Source organism: Nocardioides sp. Leaf307, assembly GCF_001423135.1.
Classification (GTDB): domain Bacteria; phylum Actinomycetota; class Actinomycetes; order Propionibacteriales; family Nocardioidaceae; genus Nocardioides; species Nocardioides kribbensis.
Map to the genome: position 1 here is coordinate 1,277,518 of NZ_LMNY01000001.1, position 20,746 is coordinate 1,298,263.

The 20,746-nt window shown below is 75.2% G+C and carries 16 protein-coding genes; 10 read left to right on the plus strand and 6 right to left on the minus strand.

What is annotated here, in order from left to right:
* The first annotated feature begins 167 nt into the window (after nt 1–167).
* Entirely contained in the window at nt 168–899 is a 732-nt protein-coding gene (locus tag ASF50_RS05850; protein ID WP_056903757.1) for a ferritin-like fold-containing protein, read from the plus strand.
* A gap of 15 nt (nt 900–914) precedes the next feature.
* On the opposite strand, the gene ASF50_RS05855 is transcribed toward ASF50_RS05850, so the two are convergent.
* The 3 genes from ASF50_RS05855 to ASF50_RS05865 all read right to left on the minus strand — a co-directional run bounded on the left by ASF50_RS05855 (nt 915) and on the right by ASF50_RS05865 (nt 2,156).
* On the minus strand, nt 915–1,214 hold the full coding sequence (locus tag ASF50_RS05855) for a hypothetical protein (protein WP_056903758.1): 300 nt from the start codon (nt 1,212–1,214) through the stop codon (nt 915–917).
* Nucleotides 1,215–1,266: 52 nt separating this feature from the next.
* Nucleotides 1,267–1,488: a DUF3107 domain-containing protein gene (locus tag ASF50_RS05860; RefSeq protein WP_056864000.1), complete on the minus strand. Its 222-nt coding sequence runs from the start codon at nt 1,486–1,488 to the stop codon at nt 1,267–1,269.
* A gap of 80 nt (nt 1,489–1,568) precedes the next feature.
* Nucleotides 1,569–2,156, minus strand: a complete 588-nt coding sequence (locus ASF50_RS05865; RefSeq protein ID WP_056864596.1) for a TetR/AcrR family transcriptional regulator — start codon at nt 2,154–2,156, stop codon at nt 1,569–1,571.
* A gap of 272 nt (nt 2,157–2,428) precedes the next feature.
* Between ASF50_RS05865 and moeZ the strand changes: the two genes are divergently transcribed.
* The 6 genes from moeZ (at nt 2,429) to ASF50_RS05895 (ending at nt 9,995) form a co-directional block, all read left to right on the plus strand.
* Nucleotides 2,429–3,646 carry an adenylyltransferase/sulfurtransferase MoeZ gene (gene moeZ / locus ASF50_RS05870; protein WP_056903759.1) on the plus strand — a complete coding sequence of 406 codons (1,218 nt, stop codon included), beginning with the start codon at nt 2,429–2,431 and terminating at the stop codon, nt 3,644–3,646.
* A gap of 207 nt (nt 3,647–3,853) precedes the next feature.
* Nucleotides 3,854–4,756, plus strand: a complete 903-nt coding sequence (locus ASF50_RS05875) for a hypothetical protein (protein WP_056903760.1) — start codon at nt 3,854–3,856, stop codon at nt 4,754–4,756.
* A gap of 85 nt (nt 4,757–4,841) precedes the next feature.
* Nucleotides 4,842–5,759 (plus strand): hypothetical protein, encoded by a 918-nt coding sequence (locus tag ASF50_RS05880; RefSeq protein ID WP_056903761.1) that lies wholly within the window; start codon nt 4,842–4,844, stop codon nt 5,757–5,759.
* A 63-nt stretch (nt 5,760–5,822) separates the two neighbouring features.
* Nucleotides 5,823–6,161: an MGMT family protein gene (locus ASF50_RS05885; RefSeq protein WP_056903762.1), complete on the plus strand. Its 339-nt coding sequence runs from the start codon at nt 5,823–5,825 to the stop codon at nt 6,159–6,161.
* A gap of 27 nt (nt 6,162–6,188) precedes the next feature.
* Nucleotides 6,189–6,857, plus strand: coding sequence for a lysophospholipid acyltransferase family protein (locus tag ASF50_RS05890; protein ID WP_056903763.1), 669 nt, complete (start codon nt 6,189–6,191; stop codon nt 6,855–6,857).
* Between the two features lie 189 nt (nt 6,858–7,046).
* Nucleotides 7,047–9,995, plus strand: a complete 2,949-nt coding sequence (locus ASF50_RS05895; protein WP_156718119.1) for a M14 family zinc carboxypeptidase — start codon at nt 7,047–7,049, stop codon at nt 9,993–9,995.
* A gap of 78 nt (nt 9,996–10,073) precedes the next feature.
* Here the strand turns inward: ASF50_RS05895 and ASF50_RS05900 are convergent, their stop codons facing one another.
* Entirely contained in the window at nt 10,074–11,720 is a 1,647-nt protein-coding gene (locus ASF50_RS05900) for an alkaline phosphatase D family protein (protein WP_056903764.1), read from the minus strand.
* A 140-nt stretch (nt 11,721–11,860) separates the two neighbouring features.
* Here ASF50_RS05900 and ASF50_RS05905 point away from each other — a divergent pair, with 140 nt between their 5' ends.
* Both ASF50_RS05905 and ASF50_RS05910 read left to right on the plus strand, forming a co-directional pair.
* Entirely contained in the window at nt 11,861–15,121 is a 3,261-nt protein-coding gene (locus ASF50_RS05905; RefSeq protein ID WP_235557564.1) for an ATP-dependent helicase, read from the plus strand.
* Entirely contained in the window at nt 15,118–18,402 is a 3,285-nt protein-coding gene (locus ASF50_RS05910; RefSeq protein WP_235557565.1) for an ATP-dependent helicase, read from the plus strand. Before ASF50_RS05905 ends, ASF50_RS05910 begins: the two co-directional genes overlap by 4 nt.
* Here the strand turns inward: ASF50_RS05910 and ASF50_RS05915 are convergent.
* The gene (locus tag ASF50_RS05915) at nt 18,386–19,477 is read right to left on the minus strand and encodes an FAD-dependent oxidoreductase (RefSeq protein WP_235557566.1); all 1,092 of its coding nucleotides are present in this window, start codon (nt 19,475–19,477) and stop codon (nt 18,386–18,388) included. The two genes, ASF50_RS05910 and ASF50_RS05915, sit on opposite strands and share 17 nt — an antisense overlap.
* A gap of 64 nt (nt 19,478–19,541) precedes the next feature.
* Between ASF50_RS05915 and nudC the strand changes: the two genes are divergently transcribed.
* A complete protein-coding gene (gene nudC, locus ASF50_RS05920; protein WP_056903766.1) occupies nt 19,542–20,456 on the plus strand; it encodes an NAD(+) diphosphatase in 915 nt (304 codons plus the stop codon).
* 30 nt (nt 20,457–20,486) lie between these two features.
* Here nudC and ASF50_RS05925 read toward each other — a convergent pair whose 3' ends face one another.
* Nucleotides 20,487–20,732 carry a mycoredoxin gene (locus ASF50_RS05925; protein ID WP_056864009.1) on the minus strand — a complete coding sequence of 82 codons (246 nt, stop codon included), beginning with the start codon at nt 20,730–20,732 and terminating at the stop codon, nt 20,487–20,489.
* Nucleotides 20,733–20,746 lie beyond the last annotated feature (14 nt).

Genomic DNA, 20,746 nt, shown 5'->3' on the forward strand with positions numbered 1-20,746 from the left:
AGCCCGGCGCGGGTGAGGGGCCGGGAGTCCGGATGCGGCGGACTCGTCGGGCTGCCCCAGTCAACGGTGCAGGTAGCTCTCGACAGCGTCAGCCGCGCACATACGTGGGCCGCTCGCGCCCGGCGGGCACGGCGCCCTGCGCCCGAGTCTATCGGTAGGGTGCGACCATGCCCCCATCGACAGACCGGCCGGACCCGGCCGGCGCCCCGGGCGGCGAGGACACCCCGCTCGCACTCGACGACCCCGGCTACCGCGAGGCCGTCGTCGAGCTGCTCGGGGCCATCGCCTACGGCGAGATCTCCGCCTTCGAGCGGCTGGCCGAGGACGCCAAGCTGGCCCCGCGGCTGGAGGACAAGGTGGCGGTGGCCGGCAAGGCCGCGGCGGAGTTCACCCGCGTCGCCCCGCTGCACGAGCGGATCACGGCGCTCGGCGCCGACCCCTTCGCCGCGATGGCCCCCTTCCGCGAGCCGATCGAGCTCTTCCACGAGCACACCGCGCCGGCCGACTGGTACGAGGGCCTGGTCAAGGCCTTCGTCGGCGACGGGCTGGCCGACGACTTCTACCGCGAGATCGCCGCCTTCCTCGACACCGACACCCGCGACCTCGTGCTGGCCTCGGTCGAGGAGACCGGCCACGCCGCCTTCGTCGTCGACCGGGTGCGCGCGGCCATCGCCGCCGACCCGCGCCTCGGCGGCCGGCTCGCGCTGTGGGGGCGCCGGCTCATGGGGGAGGCCCTCACCCAGGCCCAGCGCGTGGCCGCCGAGCGCGACGCCCTGTCGTCGCTGCTCGCCGGCGGCGCCGACGTGCCGGGGCTCGACCTCGCCGCCATCGGGCGGATGTTCACCCGGCTGACCGAGCGGCACACCGAGCGGATGGCCGAGCTCGGCCTCGAGAGCTGAGCGAGGCCCGGGCGCTCAGCGAGCGGCGCGGTGACGCGTGCGCTCACCGCGCAGCAGGGCGAGGGTGAGCGACACCCCGATCGCCGAGGCCGCGAGCTGCCAGGCGTGGCGCCACCAGTCGAAGCCGGTCACGGCCCGGTCGTAGACCGCGCCGTGCGCCAGGGTGCCCAGGGCCGCGGCGGCGATGCCGGCCAGCACGACGAGCCACAGCGGGGAGTCGTCGCGGCCGCCCCGTGCGATCCAGAGCGCCAGCAGCGCCACGACGGTGCCACCGACGAGGGACCACAGGATCGCATCGACGTCCACGACGCTCATGGTCCTCCTCCGTGGGGGGCCGGGGCAACGGGCACCCGGCCCCTCCTCGCGATCAGCTGCGGAAGCCGACCTGTCCGGCGACGCTGTTGCCGATCTCGACGTAGGCCAGCTTGGCGGCGGGCACGATGACCGTGCGGCCCTTGCTGTCCCGGAGCGTGACGACGCCGCCGGCGTCGACGGCGGTGGCGACGAGCTGTCCGATGGCCTCGGCGCTCTCGTCGGTCTCCACGACCAGCTCGCGTGCTGCCTGCTGGATGCCGATCTTGACCTCCACGGGTCCTCCTGTGAGTCGTCTGGGTGCTGCGGTGGGGTGTGCGGGGACGTGCTGGCTCGATGCTCCCACCCGGGTGGGGATCAGGCCTCGTCGGCCTTGGGGTAGCCCCGGATCCCGCGCCAGGCCAGGCCCGCCACGAGCGCCGCGGCGTCGGGTCGGTCGATGCCGCCGGCCTCGGTGAGCCAGAACCGCGCGCTGACCTGCGCCATTCCCACCAGCGACACGGCCAGCAGGCGCGAGGCGGGGTCGGGCAGCGCCGTGTCGTCGCGGATCACCTCGGCGATGAGGGTGGCGCACTCGGTGGTCACGCGGTCGACGTGCTCGCGCACGGCGGGCTCGTTGGTGAGGTCGGACTCGAAGACGAGCCGGAAGGCGCCCGACTCGGCGGCGACGTACTCGAAGAACACGTCGATCGCGGCGGCCACGCGCTGCTTGTTGTCCTGCGTGGACAGCAGCGCCTGGCGGCAGTTGTCGATGATGGCGTCGCAGGAGGAGTCCAGGAGCGCGAGGTAGAGGTCGAGCTTGCCGGGGAAGTGCTGGTAGAGCACCGGCTTGGAGACCCCGGCGCGCTCCGCGATGTCGTCCATGGCGGCGGCGTGGTAGCCCTGCGCCACGAAGACCTCGAGGGCCGACCCCAGCAGCTGGGTGCGTCGCTCGCGACGCGGCATCCGGCCCCCGCGGGGACGGGCCTGGTCGACGTCGGCGCGCGCCGTGTCGGAGGGGTGCTGGCCTGTGGTCACGCGGTGCTCCTGCTCGCTGAGGTCCCGCGGCGCCCGGCGCCGCACTCGTGCAGGGCGCGATGCTACCCGCAGGTCACCTCGGTCCGGATGACGGGACGCGGCGCGGCAGCCGCCCACCGGGCCGGGAGCATGGCCGGGAACACGCGTGGGCGTCGAAGCGTTCTGACCCTCGTCCACCACCGACCGTCCGAGGAGCCCCTGTGTCCTTCCCAGCTCTCGTGGAGCCGGCCCCCGAGCTGACCATCGACGAGGTCCGCCGCTACAGCCGCCACCTGATCATCCCCGACGTGGGGATGACGGGGCAGAAGCGCCTCAAGAACGCCAAGGTGCTCGTGATCGGCGCCGGCGGCCTCGGCAGCCCGGCCCTGCTCTACCTCGCCGCTGCCGGCGTCGGCACCCTCGGGATCGCGGAGTTCGACGAGGTCGACGAGTCGAACCTGCAGCGCCAGATCATCCACACCCAGTCCGACATCGGGAAGTCCAAGGCGGTCTCCGCCAAGGAGTCGATCGCCGAGGCCAACCCCTACGTCGAGGTCGTCCTGCACGAGGAGCGCCTCGACAACGACAACGTCATGCAGGTCTTCGAGGGCTACGACCTCATCGTCGACGGCACCGACAACTTCGCCACCCGCTACATGGTCAACGACGCGGCGTACTTCCTGGGGATCCCCTACGTGTGGGGCTCCATCTACCGCTTCGACGGCCAGGCGTCGGTCTTCTGGCCCCAGGCCCGGCTCGAGGACGGCACCAGCGCCGAGGCGCCCTGCTACCGCTGCCTCTACCCCGAGCCCCCGCCGCCGGGCATGGTGCCCAGCTGCGCCGAGGGTGGCGTCCTGGGCGTGCTCTGCGCCGCGATCGGCTCGATCCAGGTCAACGAGGCCATCAAGGTGCTCACCGGCATCGGCGACCCCGCCGTCGGCAAGCTCGTCATCTACGACGCCCTCGAGCTGGAGTGGCGCAAGCTGAAGGTGCGCAAGGACCCGAACTGCGCGCTGTGCGGGGAGAACCCCACCGTCACCGGCCTCATCGACTACGACGCCTTCTGCGGCGCCATCTCCGAGGAGGCCGCCGACGCCGCCGCCGGGTCGACCATCTCGGTGACCCAGCTCGAGCACATGCTCAAGGAGCGCGAGGAGGGCAGCCGCGACTTCGTCCTGGTCGACGTGCGCGAGCCCAACGAGTACGAGATCAACAGGATCCCCGGCTCGGTGCTGATCCCCAAGGGCGACTTCCTCAACGGCTCGGCCCTCGAGCAGCTGCCGTCGGACAAGCAGGTCGTCATGCACTGCAAGTCGGGCGTGCGCTCGGCCGAGACGCTGGCCATCGTCAAGGGCGCGGGCTACTCCGACGCCGTGCACGTGGGCGGCGGGGTCATCGCCTGGGTCAACCAGATCGACCCGAGCCAGCCGTCGTACTGACCGCCGGCGCACCTGCCGGGTGAGCCTGCAGCGGCGCCCGTCCCCGGCCCGGGGACGGGCGCCGCTGCGCGTGCGGACCCCAGGGCCGCCCGGCCCGTCCGGGCCAGGCGCGTGACCCGGACGGGCCAGGGTCGTTGGAGGAGTACCCAACCGTGTCGTGGGTCACCTCCGCGTGGCCGCGACCCACCACAGGAGGCACCCAGCCCGATGAGGACCCCGACCCCCCGCACCACCCGCCCCGGCTCGCGCCGGGCCGCCGCCGTGGCCCTGCTCGGCAGCGCCGCGCTCGGCACCGCCCTGGCCACCTCGACGACCGCGTCGGCGCAGACCGACCCCGGCGCCTTCGCGCCCGCCGCCGAGGCCACCATCACGCCGGGCACCCAGATGTACACCGAGGGCGCCCAGTGCACCTCCAACTTCGTCTTCGACGACGCCGCCGGCAACCTCTACGTCGGCTACGCCGCCCACTGCGCCGGCACCGGTGCGGCCACCGACACCGACGGCTGCCTCGCCGACTCGCTGCCGCTGGGCACCCGCGTCACCTTCAACGAGGGCGGCAGCCTGCTCGGGGAGGGCACCCGGCTCGGCGCCGGCACCCTGGCCTACTCCTCGTGGGACACCATGGACCGCATCGGCACCAGCGACGCCAACACCTGCGCCTACAACGACTTCGCCCTCGTGCGGGTCGACGCCGCCGACGTGGGCAAGGTCAACCCCTCGGTGCCGTTCTTCGGGGGCCCGACCGGCATCGACACCGACGGCACCGCCGCCGGCGACCGGGTCCACTCCTACGGCAACTCGAGCCTGCGCGGTGGCCTCGAGCTGCTCTCGCCCAAGACCGGGGCGAGCCTGGGCGACGACCCGGCCACCGACGGCTGGACCCACCCGCTCTACACCGTCACCCCGGGCGTGCCCGGCGACTCGGGGTCGGGCTTCCTCAGCGCCGACGGCACCGCGGTGGGCACGCTGTCGACCCTCGGCCTGGCGCCGCTCCCGGCCTCGAACAACATCGGCGACCTGGCCAAGGAGCTGGCCTTCGCCCAGCAGCACTCCGGCATCGACGGCCTCGACCTCGTGCTCGGCACCGAGCCCTTCGACCCGGTGCTCTGAGGCCGGTGCCCTGAGGCGGCCAGCCGCCGCCGATCCGACGACCCCGTCCGCGTAGCCGGACGGGGTCGTCGCTCGTTGGGGGGTCATGTCCCTCTCCCGAGCGAGCCTGCGCCCCTCCCGCCCCGACCTCGCCCCGGCGCTCGCGGCGGGTCCCCTGCTGGCCCTGCTGGCCCTGCTGGCCCTGGTCGCCGGGCTGGTGGCCACCCCGGGCGCCGAGGCCGCCGACCGGCGCGCGCGGGTCACCTCCTGGGCGCCGGCGGAGACCGCGACGATCCACCCCGGCGTGCAGATGTTCACCTCCGGTGCGCAGTGCACCGGCAACTTCGTCTTCACCGACGCCCGGGGCGGGGTCTACGTCGGCTACGCCGCCCACTGCGCCGGTCTCGGCGAGGCCACCGACACCGACGGCTGCAGCACCGCCTCGGTGCCGCTGGGCACGCGGGTGCGCTTCGCGACCGGCGCCACCCTCGCCGGGGGCGGCACCACGCTGGGTCGCGGACGCCTGGCCTACTCCTCCTGGCGGGCGATGCGTGCCGCGGGCACCAGCAACGCCGACGCCTGCGCCTTCAACGACTTCGCGCTGGTGAAGGTCGACGCCGCCGACGTGCGCGAGGTCAACCCGTCGGTGCCCTTCTCCGGCGGCCCCGTGGGCCTGGCCGACTCCTCCCCGGCGGCCGGCGAGGTGGTGCGCAGCTACGGCCAGTCGAGCCTGCGCCCGACCACGCTGCTCTCGCCCAAGGTGGGCACGTCGCTGGGCGCGACCAGCCCGTGGAGCTCCGACGTGCTGACGCTGACGCCCGGTGTGCCGGGCGACTCGGGCAGCGGCTTCCTCGACGCCGAGGGCCGGGCCTTCGGCACGCTGTCGACGATCGCGCTCGCGCCGCTGGCCGGCACCAACGGCCTGGGCGACCTGGCCCGCGAGCTGGCCTTCGCCCGGCGCACGTCGGGCATCGAGGGTCTGCGGCTGGCCCCCGGCACCGAGCCCTTCCGTCCGCCGCTGTGAGGCCGACCCGGGCCTGACCCGGGTCCGGTCCGGGCCCGACCGGCGGCGGGCGACAATGGCGGGGTGCACCATCCCGAGGACTACGTCGAGGCCGTGCTGGCCTGCGTCGAGCAGGTGCCGCCCGGGCGGGTGACCACCTACGGCTCGATCGCCGAGGCGGTGGGACGCTTCGGCCCGCGGCGGGTGGGCAACGTGATGGCCCAGCACGGCGGTCCGGTGCCGTGGTGGCGCGTCGTGCGCGCCGACGGCACGCTGCCGCCGAGCCACCAGGGGGAGGCCGTGGCGCGCTACCGCGAGGAGGGCACCCCGACCCGCAGCTCGGGGGCTGGTGCGCTGCGCGTCGAGCTGGCCTCGGCGTACTGGAGGCCGCCGGGTGGCTCCGGTGGACACCGGATCGGCTGACCGGCCGGTAACCGCGACACTGGCCAGGTGTTCTACCGCGTGCTCCACTCCGTCGTCCCCCCGCTGGCCCGCGCCGTGTGGCGGCCGAGGATCGAGGGGCTCCACCACGTGCCGCGATCGGGCCCGGTGATCCTGGCCAGCAACCACCTCAGCTTCATCGACTCCGTCGTCATCCCGGTGACCGCGCCGCGCAAGGTGGTCTTCCTGGCCAAGTCGGACTACTTCACCGGCACGGGGCTGCGGGGGAGCGCGCAGCGGGCGTGGTTCGAGGGTCTGGGCATGCTGCCCGTGGACCGCGACGACCCGCGGGCGGCCCTGGCCAGCCTCGACGTCGCGCTCGAGGTGCTCGGTCGGGGCGAGGCCTTCGGGCTCTACCCCGAGGGCACCCGCTCACGCGACGGCCGGCTCTACCGCGGGCGCACCGGGGTGGCCCACCTCGCGCTGACCGCCGGAGCGCCCGTGGTGCCGGTCGGCCTCGTCGGCACCGACCGGCTGCAGCCGGTGGGGAGCTCCTGGCCGCGCCTGGCCCGGGTGACGGTGCGCTTCGGGGAGCCGATCGTCGCCGGCGACCGGTTCGCGGGGATGTCGTCGGGTCGCGCCCGGCGCGAGCTCACCGACGAGGTCATGAGGGCGGTGGCCGCCCTCTCGGGCCAGCAGGAGGCCGGGGCCTACAACGAGCGGACCCCGCCGGCCTGACTCCGGGGTCCGCCTGGCGGAACGCGCGTCCACATGACGGACAGACGGTAACCGTTGTGTTTCAGGACACGGTTCGCTGAAGATCGTCAGACATTCTGACGATCCACCGCGACGACCTCCTGTCGCGGAGGCCCCCACGACAGGAAGCGAATCCCCTTGCGCCACCGCACCCTCGCGAGCCTGAGCACCATGGCTGTCGCTGCGACGACCCTCGCGCTCCTCGCCCCCGTTGCCACCGCCGAGCCCTCGGGCCCGAGCGGGTCCTCCGCGCTGACGTCCGCCGCCGGCGGCCGGGGCGTCACCCCCGACCAGAGCGCCGCGCGCCCGAGCACGGCGGCCGCCGCGAAGCTCGCCGCGGCCGCCGAGTCGTTCGGCGAGCCGATCACGATGCCCTCGTCGTACCCCGCCCAGCCGACGCTGGACGAGCCCGCGCCGACCGTGCCCGACGCCACCACGGTCAACGGCACCATCTCCTACTCCGACCTCGCCCCGCGCCTCAACGAGCTGATGGCCTCCAGCGACCGGATCTCGACCCAGCTGGTGGGCACCTCCACCGAGGGCCGCGACCTCTACCTGGTCACCCTCACCGCGCCCGAGACCGAGGCCCAGACCGCCCAGCAGACCGCGTGGCGCGAGAAGATCCGCACCGCGCCCGAGGCCGCGGCCGCCGACGCCGACCTCGCGGCCGGCTACAAGACGCCGATCTGGTTCAGCGCCAACATCCACGGCAACGAGTGGGAGGGCACCGACGCGGCCATGCAGGTCATCGAGGACCTCGTCGCCGCCCCCGAGGAGGAGGTCGGGGAGATGCTGGCCGGCCACCGGCTCTACTTCTCGCTCTCGCTCAACCCCGACGGGCGCACGAAGGCCACCCGCGCCACGGCGCTCTCGCTGGACCCCAACCGCGACATGATCACCAGCAAGACCCCCGAGTCGGTCTCCTTCGTCAAGACCGCGCAGGCGCTCCAGGCGCTCTACGCCGCCGACTTCCACGGCTACACCGGCGTGCTCCAGGTCGAGCCCTGCGGCCCGCCGCACGGCGAGAACTACGAGTACGACCTCTTCATCCCGCACGGCTACGCGGTCGCGCGCCAGGTCGAGGACGACGTCGTCGCCGCCGAGATCCCGGGCAACACCTACTACGACCCGGCGACCGACGACGACACCACCGAGAACACCGGCAAGATCAAGATCCCCTACCGCGACACCCCCGACGGCTGGGACGACTTCCCGCCGATCTTCACCGCGCAGTACGCCGCCTTCCACGGCGCCGTCACCAGCACCGTCGAGCTGCCCAAGGGCCGCACCTCGACCCCCGGCACGCCCTTCGCGTCGGTGACGACACCCGAGGACGCCGTCATCAACACCGCGGTGGCCAAGCAGACGATGGAGTCGATGGTCGACTACGTCGTGGCCAACGACGACGCGATGCTGGCCAACCAGATCGAGATGTTCCGCCGTGGCGCGGCCGGCGCCCCCAAGGAGTCGCTGACCACCGAGACCGTCGACGCCGTCGAGGGCCCCGACGAGTGGAAGCCGCTGTGGGACTCCGTCGACGACCAGGACCCGGTCGTGCTCCCGCGCGCCTACGTCATCCCCGTCGGCGCCGCCCAGCGCTCGCGCAGCGACGCCGCCCGCGTCGTGCAGCAGCTGCTCTTCAACGGCGTCGAGGTCGGCACGCTCGACCGCGCCACCACCGTCGACGGCACGACCTACCCCGCCGGCTCCTACGTCGTCGACATGCACCAGCCGCTGCGCGGCATGGCCAACGTGCTGCTCGACCTGGGCTCCGACATCTCCGACAAGGTGCCGTCGATGTACGACATCTCCGCCTGGAGCTACTCCTACCTGTGGGGTGCCACCGTCGACAAGGTCGGCCTCACCACCGACGCGCCCCTCGGTGCCACCACGCCGCTGACCGACGCCACCCCGACCGGGTCCGTGCCGGCCGAGGGCCGGCACCTCGTGCTCGACGTCGCGGGCGTCGCCGACTTTCAGGCGCTCAACGCACTGCTGGAGGAGGGCGTCACCGTCTCCATGCTCGAGGACGGCTCCGCGGTCGTCGGTCCCGAGGACCGCGCCGCCGCCGCCGCCGTCGCCGAGGACCTCGGCGTGCGCTTCACCCGCGCCCGCGCCGCCGACCTCGACGCCCTCGACGACGAGGCCACCCGGGGGCTCGACGACCTCACCATCGCCTACACCGGCACCCAGGACGACAAGCTCTCGCTGCTCGAGCTCGGCTTCGACGACCTCGTGCCGGTCACCGCGGCCGGCCTGGCCACCGACGCCTCCGTGCTCGCCGACGCCGACGTGCTCTGGGTCGGCGGGGCGCTGAGCTTCACCGAGGCCCAGGCGCCCGGCCTGACCGCGCTGCAGGCCTGGCTCGACGAGGGCCACGGCGTCGTGGGGCGCGGCACGGCCGGCTACAACGCCGCCGCGCTGCTCGGCCTCGTCTCGGCCACCCCGGTCGCCGGCAACCGCTCCGGCAACGGGATCGTCGCGGTCGACACCCCGGCCGGCTCGGCGCTCGCGCCGTACGCGCAGGAGGCGTCGTTCATCTACCCCGCGCTGTCCTTCGCCGACCTCGGCGAGGGCACGACGGCCGAGCAGACCTACGCCGCCGACCCGCTGCTCGCCGGTCACTGGCGCCCCACGGCCGAGGGCAGCCCGGTGGGCGGTCCGGCCGAGGCGGCCGGCAAGGCCTCGGTCATCTCCGGTGAGGCCGCCAGCGGCGCCAGGGGCATGGTCTTCGGCACCTCGGTGTTCTTCCGCACCCACCCCAAGGGCGGGCTGAGCCAGGCCGCCCGCGGCCTGTTCTGGGCCGCCCCCGCCGGCGAGGAGGTCGCGCCGGCCAAGGCGACGTCGACCACGCGCCTCACCGCGCGCAAGGCCGGCACCGTCAAGGCCGCGGCCACCGTGCGGCTGTCCTTCAACTTCGGCGAGGCCGTGGGCACCGTGCAGCTGCGCGAGCGCGGCGAGGGTGTCGTGCGCACCGTGCGGATCACCCGTGCCGACGAGGGCTCCAAGAAGGTGACGGTGCGCCTGGGGCGCGGTCGTCACGTGCTGCAGGCGGTCTTCCCGGCCACCGAGCAGGTCGAGCGGAGCGCCTCGCGCACCGTGGTGGTGCGCCTGCCCTGACCCGGGCGCGCACCGCGACGCAGGCAGGACACCGGGAGCCGGCACCCCACGCGGGGTGCCGGCTCCCGGCGCGTGCGCTCAGGCCTGCTGGAGGCCGGGGCGGCCGGCCTCGACCACGAAGGACTGCCGCGTCGACACCGGGGCGCCGGGGCGGCGTACGTAGGGCAGGACCTTGAAGTCGGCGCGCAGGCTGTCGCGGCCGATCTCGGTCATGACGTAGCCGCGCTGGCTGTTGGCGAACCTGATGTGCGGGTTCTCGCGCAGCTGGGTGTCGGTCGCGGCGGTGGTGTCGGAGCCGTCGCCGCCGCTGGTGACCGAGGAGCACACCAGCTCGGCCGCGCGCACGGCCGAGTCGGGGTCGTCGAAGTCGGCGAGCACGTCGTTGGCGTAGTGGCGGTGCACGTCGCCGGTGAGCACCACGGTGTTGGCGTCGGCCGGCAGGGCGTCGACGAGGCGCTGGCGGGCGGGGGCGTAGCCGTCCCAGCCGTCCATCGACAGCGACCGCGTGGGGCCGGCGGTGAAGTCGCGGCGGGCGAAGAAGACCTGCTGGCCCAGCAGGTCCCAGGTGGTGGTGGAGGCGGCGAGGCCTTCGACGAGCCACCGCTCCTGGGCGTCGCCGCAGAGGGTGCGCGAGGGGTCGAGCGCCTCCTGGCAGTCGACCGCGGTGCCGTCGCCGCAGGCCTGGTCGTCGCGGTACTGGCGGGTGTCCATCATGTGGAAGGTGGCCAGGTCGCCCCATTGCACGCGGCGGAAGAGCTGGAGGTCGATGCCCCGCGGCACCGACGTGCGGCGCAGCGGCATGTTCTCGTAGTAGGCCTGGAAGGCGGCGGCGCGACGGGCCAGGAAGCCCGGCTGCGGCACCGCCGGCTTCTCGGGGACCTCGTCGGCCCAGTTGTTGTCGACCTCGTGGTCGTCCCACACCACGACCCAGGGCGCCGCGGCGTGGGCGGCCTGCAGGTCGGCGTCGGTCTTGTACTGCGCGTGGCGCTGGCGGTAGCCGGCCAGCGTCTCGGTCTCGGGGCCCTCGTGGTCGCGCACGTTGCCCGGCGCCACGACGTAGTCGTTCTTCGTGTACTCGTAGAGGTAGTCACCGAGGTGCAGCACCAGCTCGGGCTGCTCCTCGGCCAGGCGCCGGTAGGCGGTGAAGAAGCCGTGCTCGTACTGCGAGCAGGAGGCGAAGGCCATGCTGAGCGAGGCCGGCGAGGAGTCGTACGCCGGGGCCGTGCGGGTCAGGCCCACGGGGGAGACCCACCGCTCGGCCGCGAAGCGGTACCAGTAGGGCCGGGCGGGCGAGAGGCCCTGGACCTCGACGTGGACGCTGTGGCCGGCGTCGGGGCCGGTGCGGGCCACGCCGCGGCGCACGACCCGGCGGAAACGCTCGTCGGTGGCGACCTCCCACCGCACCGCGACCTCGCGGGCGGGCATGCCGCCCAGGCCGTCGGCGGCCAGCGGCTCGGGGGCCAGCCGGGTCCACAGGACGACCCCGTCGGGCAGCGGGTCGCCGGAGGCGACGCCGAGGGTGAAGGGGTCGCGGCTCAGCGGCCGGGCCGGGGCGGCGGCGGCCCCGGGCAGCCAGGCGGCGGGGGCCAGCGTGCCGGTGAGGGTGGCGCCGAGCCCGACACCGGCGCCGAGGGCGGTGCCCACGACGGCGCGGCGGGTGGGGCCGGTGAGGGCGGGGTCGGTGAGGGCGGGCCCGGTCAGGGAAGGGCGGGGTGAGGCGTTCATCTGGGTGCTCCCGAGAGGGTGGTGCGGATGTCGGCGCGGCTCACGCTGTCGACCCCCGGGGCCCTGGCGGTGGCCCGGTGGTGACGGGTCGGGGGCGGGCGCGCGAACGGCTGTCGGCGCCGGGTGCTGAGATGGGGCCCGTGACCCGCCCGCCCCGCCCGGACCGTCCGGCCACCCCGCGCTACCACCTCGTGCACGAGCACGCGGAGGCGTCGGTGCCGCGTCTCGACGCCGAGCAGCAGCGCGTGGTCGACCACGCCGGCGGGCCGCTGCTGGTGCTCGCCGGGCCGGGCACGGGCAAGACCACGACGCTGGTCGAGGCGATCGTGCGGCGCGTCGACGACGGGGCGCGGCCCGACGAGGTGCTGGCGCTGACCTTCTCGCGCAAGGCCGCCGACCAGCTGCGCGACCGGGTCACCGCGCGGCTGGGGCGCACCATGGCGACGAGCCTGAGCTCGACCTTCCACTCCTTCGCCTACGCGCTGATCCGGCAGTACGCGCCGGCGGAGCTCTACGACGCCCCGCTGCGTCTGCTGAGCGCCCCCGAGCAGGACGTCGTGCTGCGCGAGCTCCTGGTGCCGACCCCCGAGGCCGTGGCCTGGCCCGAGGGGCTGCAGCGGGCGCTCGGCACCCGCGGCTTCGCACGCGAGGTGCACGCCGTGCTGTCGCGGGCCCGGGAGAAGGGTCTCGACGGCGCGGAGCTGGCGCGCCTCGGGCAGGTGCACGGCGCCCCCGAGCTGACCGCGGCCGGGCTCTTCCTCGACCAGTACCTCACGGTGCTCGACACCCAGGGCGCCACCGACTACTCCGACCTGATCCGGCGGGCGACCCTGGAGGCGGAGGTCCACCGCGAGGAGCTGAGGCGCCGCTTCTCCCACGTCTTCGTCGACGAGTACCAGGACACCGACCCCGGTCAGGTGGCGCTGCTGCGGGCGCTGGCCGGCGACGGTCGCGACCTCACCGTGGTGGGCGACCCGCACCAGTCGATCTACGCCTTCCGCGGCGCCGAGGTGCGCGGCATCCTCGACTTCCCGACCAGCTTCCCGCGCCGCGACGGCAGCCCGGCCGAGGTCGTCGCCCTGCGCACCACCCGACGCTTCGGCCCGCGGCTGCTCGTCGCCTCCCAGCGCGTCGCCGGGCGCCTCGGGCTCCCCGGCAGCATCGACGAGCAGGCCCGCGAGGCCTTCCTGCACCCGGTGGCCGAGCCTGGTCGGCTCGGCGAGGGCCGCGTCGTCGTGCGCACCTTCGACACCGACCGCGCCGAGTCCGAGCACCTCGCCGACCTGCTGCGGCGCGCGCACCTCGAGGACGGCGTGGCGTGGGACGACATGGCGGTGCTCGTGCGCTCGGGCCGCACCTCGCTGCCCCCGCTGCGCCGGGCGCTGGGGGCGGCCGGGGTGCCGGTGGAGGTCGCCAGCGACGAGGTGCCGCTCGTGCGCGACCCCGCGGTGCTGCCGCTGCTCGACGCGCTGCGCGCCGTGGTCGACCTGGAGGTCGCCGACCCCACCGCGCCCGACCACCTCGACCCCGGCCGGGTCGAGGCGCTGCTCGTGGGGCCGCTGGGCGGTCTCGACGCCGGCGACGTGCGCCGGCTGGGCCGTCAGCTGCGGGTGCGCGAGAAGCACCGGGCGCTGGCCGAGGACCGGGCGCCCCGCCCCTCCCGGGAGCTGGTGCGGCTGGCCCTGGTCGAGCGGGGGTTCCTCGACGGGCTCGAGGGGGGCGAGGTCACCCGGGCCCGGGCCCTGCACGCGCTGCTCGCCTCCGCCCGCGACGACCTCGAGGCCGGCGTGAGCGCCGAGGAGCTGCTGTGGGGGCTGTGGTCGGGCACGGGCTGGCCGGCCCGGCTGCGACGCGCGGTCGAGCAGGGCGGGGCCCCGGCCCGTCGCGCCCACCGCGACCTCGACTCGGTGTGCGCCCTCTTCGACGTCGCCGCGCGCGCCGAGGAGCAGCGCGACCACCGCGGCGTCCGCTCCTTCCTCGCCACCCTGGTGGCCCAGGAGATCCCGGCCGACACCCTCGCCGAGCAGGGCACCCGGGGCGCCGCCGTGCGGCTGCTGACGGCCCACCGCTCCAAGGGGCTGGAGTGGCGCCTGGTCGTGGTCGCCCACGTGCAGCAGGACGCCTGGCCCGACCTGCGGCGGCGCACCACCCTGCTGCAGGCCGACCGCATCGGGGAGGGCGAGCTCGTGCCGCCGGTCTCCGCGCGCGAGCTGCTGGCCGAGGAGCGTCGCCTCTTCTACGTCGCCTGCACGCGTGCGCGCCAGCGGCTCGTGGTCACCGCCGTCGCCTCCCCGGAGGACGACGGCGAGCAGCCCTCCCGCTTCCTCGACGAGCTCGGCGTCAGCGTCGAGGCCGTGGTGGGGCGACCCGAGCGCCCGCTGTCGATGGACGGCCTGGTGAGCGAGCTGCGACGCACCGTCGCCGACCCCGCGACGACGCCCGCGCTGCGCGACGCCGCCGCGCGACGGCTGGCGCGGCTCGCGGGGGAGAGCGCCGGCACCCGGCCGCTCGCCCCGCACGCCGATCCCGCGAGCTGGTGGGGCACCCGCGCCGCCACCCGCTCGGTGCAGCCGGTGCGCGACCCCGACCGGCCGGTGCCGATCTCGGCGAGCGTGCTCGAGGCCCTCCAGACCTGCCCGATGCGGTGGTTCCTGGAGCGCGAGGCCGGGGGAGCGGCCCGCTCCCATCAGTCGGCCAACCTGGGCAAGATGCTCCACGCCCTGGCCGAGCGCGTCGCCACGGGTGAGCTGGCGGCGGGGCCCGACGACGTCGACCTGCTGATGACCCACGTCGACGCGGTGTGGGGCCGCCTGGAGTTCCGCACCCCGTGGTCGCGGGCGCGCGAGCACGCCCGGGTGAGGGTGGCGCTGGCGCGCTTCCTGCGCTGGCACCACACCAACGCCCGGCGGCTGCTGCGGACCGAGGCGCGCTTCTCCACCGTCGTCGACCTCCCCGACGGCGAGCAGGTGCTGCTCAACGGCTACGCCGACCGTCTCGAGCTCGACCACGACGGGCGCGTCGTCGTGGTCGACCTCAAGACCGGACGCACCGCCCCCTCGACCTCCTCGGTGCAGGAGCACGTGCAGCTGGCCCTCTACCAGTACGCCGTGGACAGCGGCGCCGTCGACGCGGTGCTGCCCGAGGACGGGCACGGCGTCGCCGGCGGTGCCGAGCTGGTGCAGCTGGGCGCCCTCGACGACACCGAGCACGCCGTCGTCCAGCCGCAGGATCCCCAGCCCGCCGGCAGCCGGGGGCGCGAGGCCCTGCGCGACAAGCTCGCCCACGGCGCGGTGATGCTGCGGCGCGAGTCCTTCCCCGCCGTGGTGGGGCAGCACTGCCGCGACTGCGACTTCGTCGCGATCTGTCCGATCAAGGGCGCCGGGGCGGTGACCGCCTCGTGAGCGCGATCCCCCCGATCCCCCCGACACCCCCGACCCCCGGCACGGGCCGTGCGCCGCTGCGCATCGACACCCCGGCCGACCTGCAGCGGGTGATGCAGACCGACTACGCGCCCAGCGACCAGCAGTGGGCCGCGATCTCGGCCCCGCTGGCCCCCGGCGTCGTCATCGCCGGCGCCGGGTCGGGCAAGACCACCCTGATGGCGGCGCGGGTGGTCTACCTCGTCGTCACCGGGCAGGTGCGCCCCGAGCAGGTGCTGGGCCTGACCTTCACCACCAAGGCGGCCAGCGAGCTGCGCCAGCGGATCCGGGCCGCGCTGCGCACCGCGGGCGTGCTCGACGAGCCGCTGCCGCGGGGCGGCGCGCGCGACGACGACGCCGTCGAGGAGGTCCTGGAGCCCAGCGTGCTCACCTACAACGCCTACGCCGCCAACCTGCTCACCGAGCACGGCCTGCGCATCGGCCACGAGCCCGACACCCGCGTGGTCACCGATGCCGCGCGCTACCAGCTCGGCGCCCGGGTCGTGGAGCGCTTCACCGGCGACATCCACCAGCTCACCGACCACCCGCCCACCGCGATCCAGAACCTCCTCGCCCTCGACAGCGCCATGAGCGAGCACCTCGTCGGCCCCGACGACGTCCGCCGGGTGGACGCCGAGGCCCGAGCCGGGTTCGCGGCCGCCCTCGCCGCGGAGCGCGCCGGCAAGGACCGCACGACCTACCGCAAGCCCGTCGAGGCCGCGCTCTCGGCCATCGACCGTCGCGGGGAGCTGCTCGAGCTCGTGGCCGGCTACCGCCGGCTCAAGGCCGAGCTCGGCCTGATGGACTTCTCCGACCAGATCGAGCTGGGGGCGCGGCTGGCCAGCGAGCAGCCCGACGTGGGCCTCGCGCAGCGGGCGGCCTTCCGGGTCGTGCTGCTCGACGAGTACCAGGACACCTCGGTCGCGCAGGCGACCATGCTCTCCCGGCTCTTCTCCGGGCCCGACGAGGCCCGCGGCCGAGGGCACGCCGTCACCGCGGTGGGCGACCCCAACCAGGCGATCTACGGCTGGCGCGGCGCGTCGGTCTCCAACATCCTCAACTTCGCCGACACCTTCCCCGCGGCACGCGGGGGCGCGGTGCCGGTGCTGCCGCTGACGGTCAACCGGCGCTCCGACGCGCGCATCCTCGAGGTCGCCAACGCGCTGGCGGCCCCCCTGTACGAGCGCTACGACCAGGTGGAGCCGCTCCAGGCCAAGCCCGGCGCGGAGCCCGGCGTCGTGGGCGCCGAGGTGCTCGAGACCCACGCCGACGAGCTGGCCCGCCTCGTGGAGGACGTGCAGGCGGTCCACGGCGGCGAGCGCGGCACCACCTGGAGCGACATCGGCGTGCTCACCCGCGACAACGCCCACGCCGCCGAGGTCTTCGACGCCCTGTCGGGGGCCGGGGTGCCCGTCGAGATCGTCGGTCTCTCCGGCCTGCTGCGGCTGCCCGAGGTGGCCGAGGTGGTCGCGGTGCTGCACCTGCTCCACGACGTGACCGCCAACGCCGCGCTGCTCACGCTGCTCACCGGGCCGCGGTGGGCGATCGGGGCGCGCGACCTGCGCCTGCTGGGCCAGCGCGCCGACGAGATCGCCGGCCGGGGCGGGCGGGGGGCCGAGGCCGGCTCGGTGACCGACCACCTGCTCGACATCGCCGACGGCATCGACCCCGCCGAGGTGGCCTGCCTCGACGACGCCCTGGCCGACCCCGGCGACCTGCCGTTCTCCGCGGAGGCCCGCGAGCGCTTCGCGCTGCTCGGCGCGGAGCTGCGCCTGCTGCGCTCGCACGTCGGCGAGCCCCTGCTCGACGTCGTGCGCCGCATCGTCGACCTCACGGGCGTCGACGTGGAGCTCGCCTCCGCCGTCGACCCGGCCGCCCTCTCGCGGCGCGACAACCTCGACCTCTTCGTGCGCGCCGTGGCCGACTTCCAGGCCGTCGACGGCGACGTGGGCCTCCCGGCGCTGCTGGCCTACCTCACCGCCGAGGACGACCAGGGCAACGGCCTCGACGTCGCCACGCCGACCCTGGCCGACTCGGTCAAGCTGCTCACGGTGCACCGCTCCAAGGGTCTGGAGTGGCACGCGGTCTTCCTCGTCGGGGTCTGCGAGACCCGCTTCCCCTCCAACCGCTCACGCACCCTGTGGACCTCCTCGCCCAGCGTGCTGCCCGCCCCGCTGCGCGGCGACGCTCCCGACCTGCCGCAGCTCGCCGGCCACGACAAGGCGGCCCTCGACGCCTACCGCGCCGCCACACGCGCCCACGACGCCGAGGAGGAGCTGCGCCTGGGCTACGTCGCCTTCACCCGCGCCGCGCACGTGCTGTCGGTCACCAGCTACTGCTGGACCTCCCGCACGACCCCCTTCGGACCGTCGGCCTACCAGCGGGTGGTCGCCGAGAGGGTCGAGGCCTGGGGCGAGCCGCCGCGGCCGTGGCGGGAGAAGCCCGCGAAGGGCGACCCCAACCCCTACGACGCGGTCGACCCGTCGCGCCCGTGGCCGAGCACCGCCGTGGGCCGCGAGGCAGCCCTGCGCCGGGAGGCGGCCGAGCGGGTGCGCACGGCCGTGGTGGGCGCGCCCGACCTCGGCCTCGACATGATCGAGGCGGCCCGGGTCGCGGAGTGGGACGCCGAGCTCGACCGGCTGCTCGCCGAGGCCCGGCGCGACCGCTCCGAGCACGTCGCGGTCCCGATGCCCTCGAGCCTGTCGGCCACGGCGGTCTCCCGGCTGCGCGAGGACCCCGAGGCCTTCGCGCGAGACCTGGCCCGTCCGATGCCGCGCCCGCCCTCGGCCGCGGCCCGCTTCGGCACCCGCTTCCACGCCTGGGTCGAGGCGCGCTTCGGCCAGCAGGACCTCTTCGACTACGGCGACCTCCCCGGGCGCGCCGACGCCGGCATCGACGACGACGCCGACCTCGAGGCGCTGGTCGCGACCTTCGAGTCCGGTCCCTTCGCCACCCGGGTGCCCCACCAGGTGGAGGCCCCCTTCGCCCTGGTCCTGGCCGGTCAGGTCGTGCGCGGGCGCATCGACGCCGTCTACGCCGAGCCCGACGGGGGCTGGCTGCTGGTCGACTGGAAGACCGGTCGCGCCGAGGCCACCGACCCGATGCAGCTCGCGCTCTACCGCCTGGCCTGGGCCGAGCTCCACGGCGTGGCGCCCGAGCAGGTGCGCGCCGCGTTCTACCTCGTGCGCACCGGCAGCGTGGTCGAGCCCGTCGACCTGCCCGGCCGCGAGGAGCTGGAGGCGCTGCTCAGCCCGTCGCGGTGAGCGCGGCCCCGGCCTCGCGGCCCTGCAGCAGACGCAGGACGGCGAGCGCGGCGGACCGCCCGGCGCGGTTGGCGCCGATGGTGCTGGCCGAGGGGCCGTAGCCGACCAGGTGCACCCGCGGATCGGTCACGACGGTGGTGCCGTCGACGGCGATGCCGCCGCCGGGGCCGCGCAGACCCAGGGGCGCGAGGTGGGACAGCTCGGCGCGGAAGCCGGTGGCCCACAGGAGGGCCTGGGCCGGCTCGAAGGACCCGTCGGCCCAGCGGAGCCCGTCGGGCTCGATGCTGCGGAACACCGGCCGTCGCTCGTAGGCGCCGAGCGCGGCCGCCGCCTGCTCCTGGGGCCGCAGGGCCAGCCCGGTCACGCTCACCACGCTGGCGGGCGGCAGCCCGCGGCGTACGCGCTCCTCGACCAGGGCGACCGCGGCGCGGCCGGCCTCCGGGGTGAGGTCGTCGGTGCGCCAGACCGGGGGGCGGCGGGTGACCCACAGGGTGTCGGTGACCGGGGCGAGCTCGCCGAGCAGCTGCACCGCGGAGGCCCCGCCGCCGACGACGACGGTGCGCCTCTCGCGCAGCGCCTCGGGCCCGCGGTAGTCGTGGGTGTGCAGCTGCAGCCCGCGGAAGGTCCGCGCGCCGGGGTAGGCGGGCACGAACGGTCGGCTCCACGTGCCGGTCGCGTTGACCAGGGTGCGGGTGGTCCAGGTGCGGTCGCCGGCCACGACCCGCAGCGGGCCGCCGGGGTCGGCGGGGTCTGCCGGCTCGACGCGCTCGACGCGCACCGGCCGCACCACGGGCAGGGCCTGCTCACGCTCGTAGGCGGCGAACCACGCGGGCACGACCACGTTGGCGCGCTCCTCGCCGGGCCGCGGCGCGGGGGAGTCGGGCAGGTCGGCCACGCCGTGCACGTCGCGCATGGTGAGGGTGTCCCAACGGTGCTGCCAGGCACCGCCGGGCGCGGTCTCGGCGTCGAGGACGACGTGGCGCAGACCGAGCCGGCGCAGGTGGTGGGAGGCCGACAGGCCGGCCTGGCCGGCGCCCACGACCACCGCGTCGAGGAGGGTCACGGGCGCTGCCATGTCGGGAGAACGCCGCGACGGGCCCGACGCTTCCCGGGTTGTCCGGGCGGCCTAGGGTCGCTGCGTGACCGCTCCCCACACGCTGCTGACCGTCGACGCGCACGACCGGGCGTCGGTGCGCAGACGTGACGAGGCCTGGCTCGAGCAGCAGTGGGCCGACCCGGCGACCCGGGTGCTGGTGGTGGCGGGCGCGCAGGTGCGCCCGCGGGGCGGCCGGATCGACTGGGTGCGACCCGACGAGACACCCGACGGGCTGCGGGTGCTGCTGGGCGAGCGCGACGACCGGGCGTGGTTCGCCCTGGTCACCGACCGTCCCGACCCCGACGAGCCGGGGTGGGCCGGGCTGCGCGACCTGCTGCCGCTGCTGGCCGGCGACGCCCCGGAGTCGCGCGCCGACGCCCCGCTGCTCTTCCACGCCCTCGGCATCGCCGAGTGGTTGGCCGTGACCCGCTTCTGCCCCCGCGACGGCACCCCGCTGGAGCCGCGCGCCGCCGGGCACGAGCTCACCTGCCCTCGCTGCGGGCGCACCCAGTTCCCCCGCACCGACGCCGCGGTGATCATGCTGGTCACCCACGGCGAGCCCGGTGCCGACGACGAGCTGTGCCTCCTGGGACGCCAGCGGGTCTGGCCACGCGGACGCTTCTCGACCCTGGCGGGCTTCTACGAGCCCGGGGAGAGCCTCGAGGACGCCGTGCGCCGCGAGGTGGCCGAGGAGACCGGGGTCGAGGTGGGCGAGGTGTCCTACTTCGGCAACCAGCCCTGGCCGATGCCCGCGAGCCTCATGGTGGGCTTCGTGGGCCGCGCCACGAGCACGCGGATCGAGGTCGACGAGGTCGAGATCGAGGAGGCGCGCTGGTTCACCCGCGCCCAGATGCTCGAGGAGACCCGCGCCGGCACGCTCGTGCTGCCCGGCGGGGTCTCCATCAGCCGCTCCCTCGTGGAGCACTGGTACGGCGGGCCGCTGCCCGGCCAGTGGTGAGCCGGCCGGGCGGGTGGTCCGCCACCGCGCTCAGGCCAGCGCGGCCAGCTTCTCCTTGACCTGCGCCAGCGAGGGGTTGGTCTGGGACGTGCCGTCGCTGAAGACCAGCGTGGGCACGGTCTGGTTGCCGTTGTTGGCCTGCTCCACGATCAGCGCCGCGTCGGGCTGCTGCTCGATGTCGACGACGTCGTAGGAGATGCCCTCACGGTCCAGCTGGCTCTTGAGGCGGTGGCAGTAGCCGCACCAGGGGGTGGAGTACATCGTGAACGAGCTCATCTGGGACTGTCGCC

Coding starts and splice junctions, on each gene's coding strand:
- ASF50_RS05850 (WP_056903757.1), top strand. CDS start 168: ATGCCCCCATCGACAGACCGGCCGGACCCGGCCGGCGCCCCGGGCGGC.
- ASF50_RS05855 (WP_056903758.1), bottom strand. CDS start 1,214: ATGAGCGTCGTGGACGTCGATGCGATCCTGTGGTCCCTCGTCGGTGGC.
- ASF50_RS05865 (WP_056864596.1), bottom strand. CDS start 2,156: ATGCCGCGTCGCGAGCGACGCACCCAGCTGCTGGGGTCGGCCCTCGAG.
- ASF50_RS05875 (WP_056903760.1), top strand. CDS start 3,854: ATGAGGACCCCGACCCCCCGCACCACCCGCCCCGGCTCGCGCCGGGCC.
- ASF50_RS05880 (WP_056903761.1), top strand. CDS start 4,842: ATGTCCCTCTCCCGAGCGAGCCTGCGCCCCTCCCGCCCCGACCTCGCC.
- ASF50_RS05895 (WP_156718119.1), top strand. CDS start 7,047: ATGGCTGTCGCTGCGACGACCCTCGCGCTCCTCGCCCCCGTTGCCACC.
- ASF50_RS05900 (WP_056903764.1), bottom strand. CDS start 11,720: ATGAACGCCTCACCCCGCCCTTCCCTGACCGGGCCCGCCCTCACCGAC.
- ASF50_RS05915 (WP_235557566.1), bottom strand. CDS start 19,477: ATGGCAGCGCCCGTGACCCTCCTCGACGCGGTGGTCGTGGGCGCCGGC.
- ASF50_RS05925 (WP_056864009.1), bottom strand. CDS start 20,732: ATGAGCTCGTTCACGATGTACTCCACCCCCTGGTGCGGCTACTGCCAC.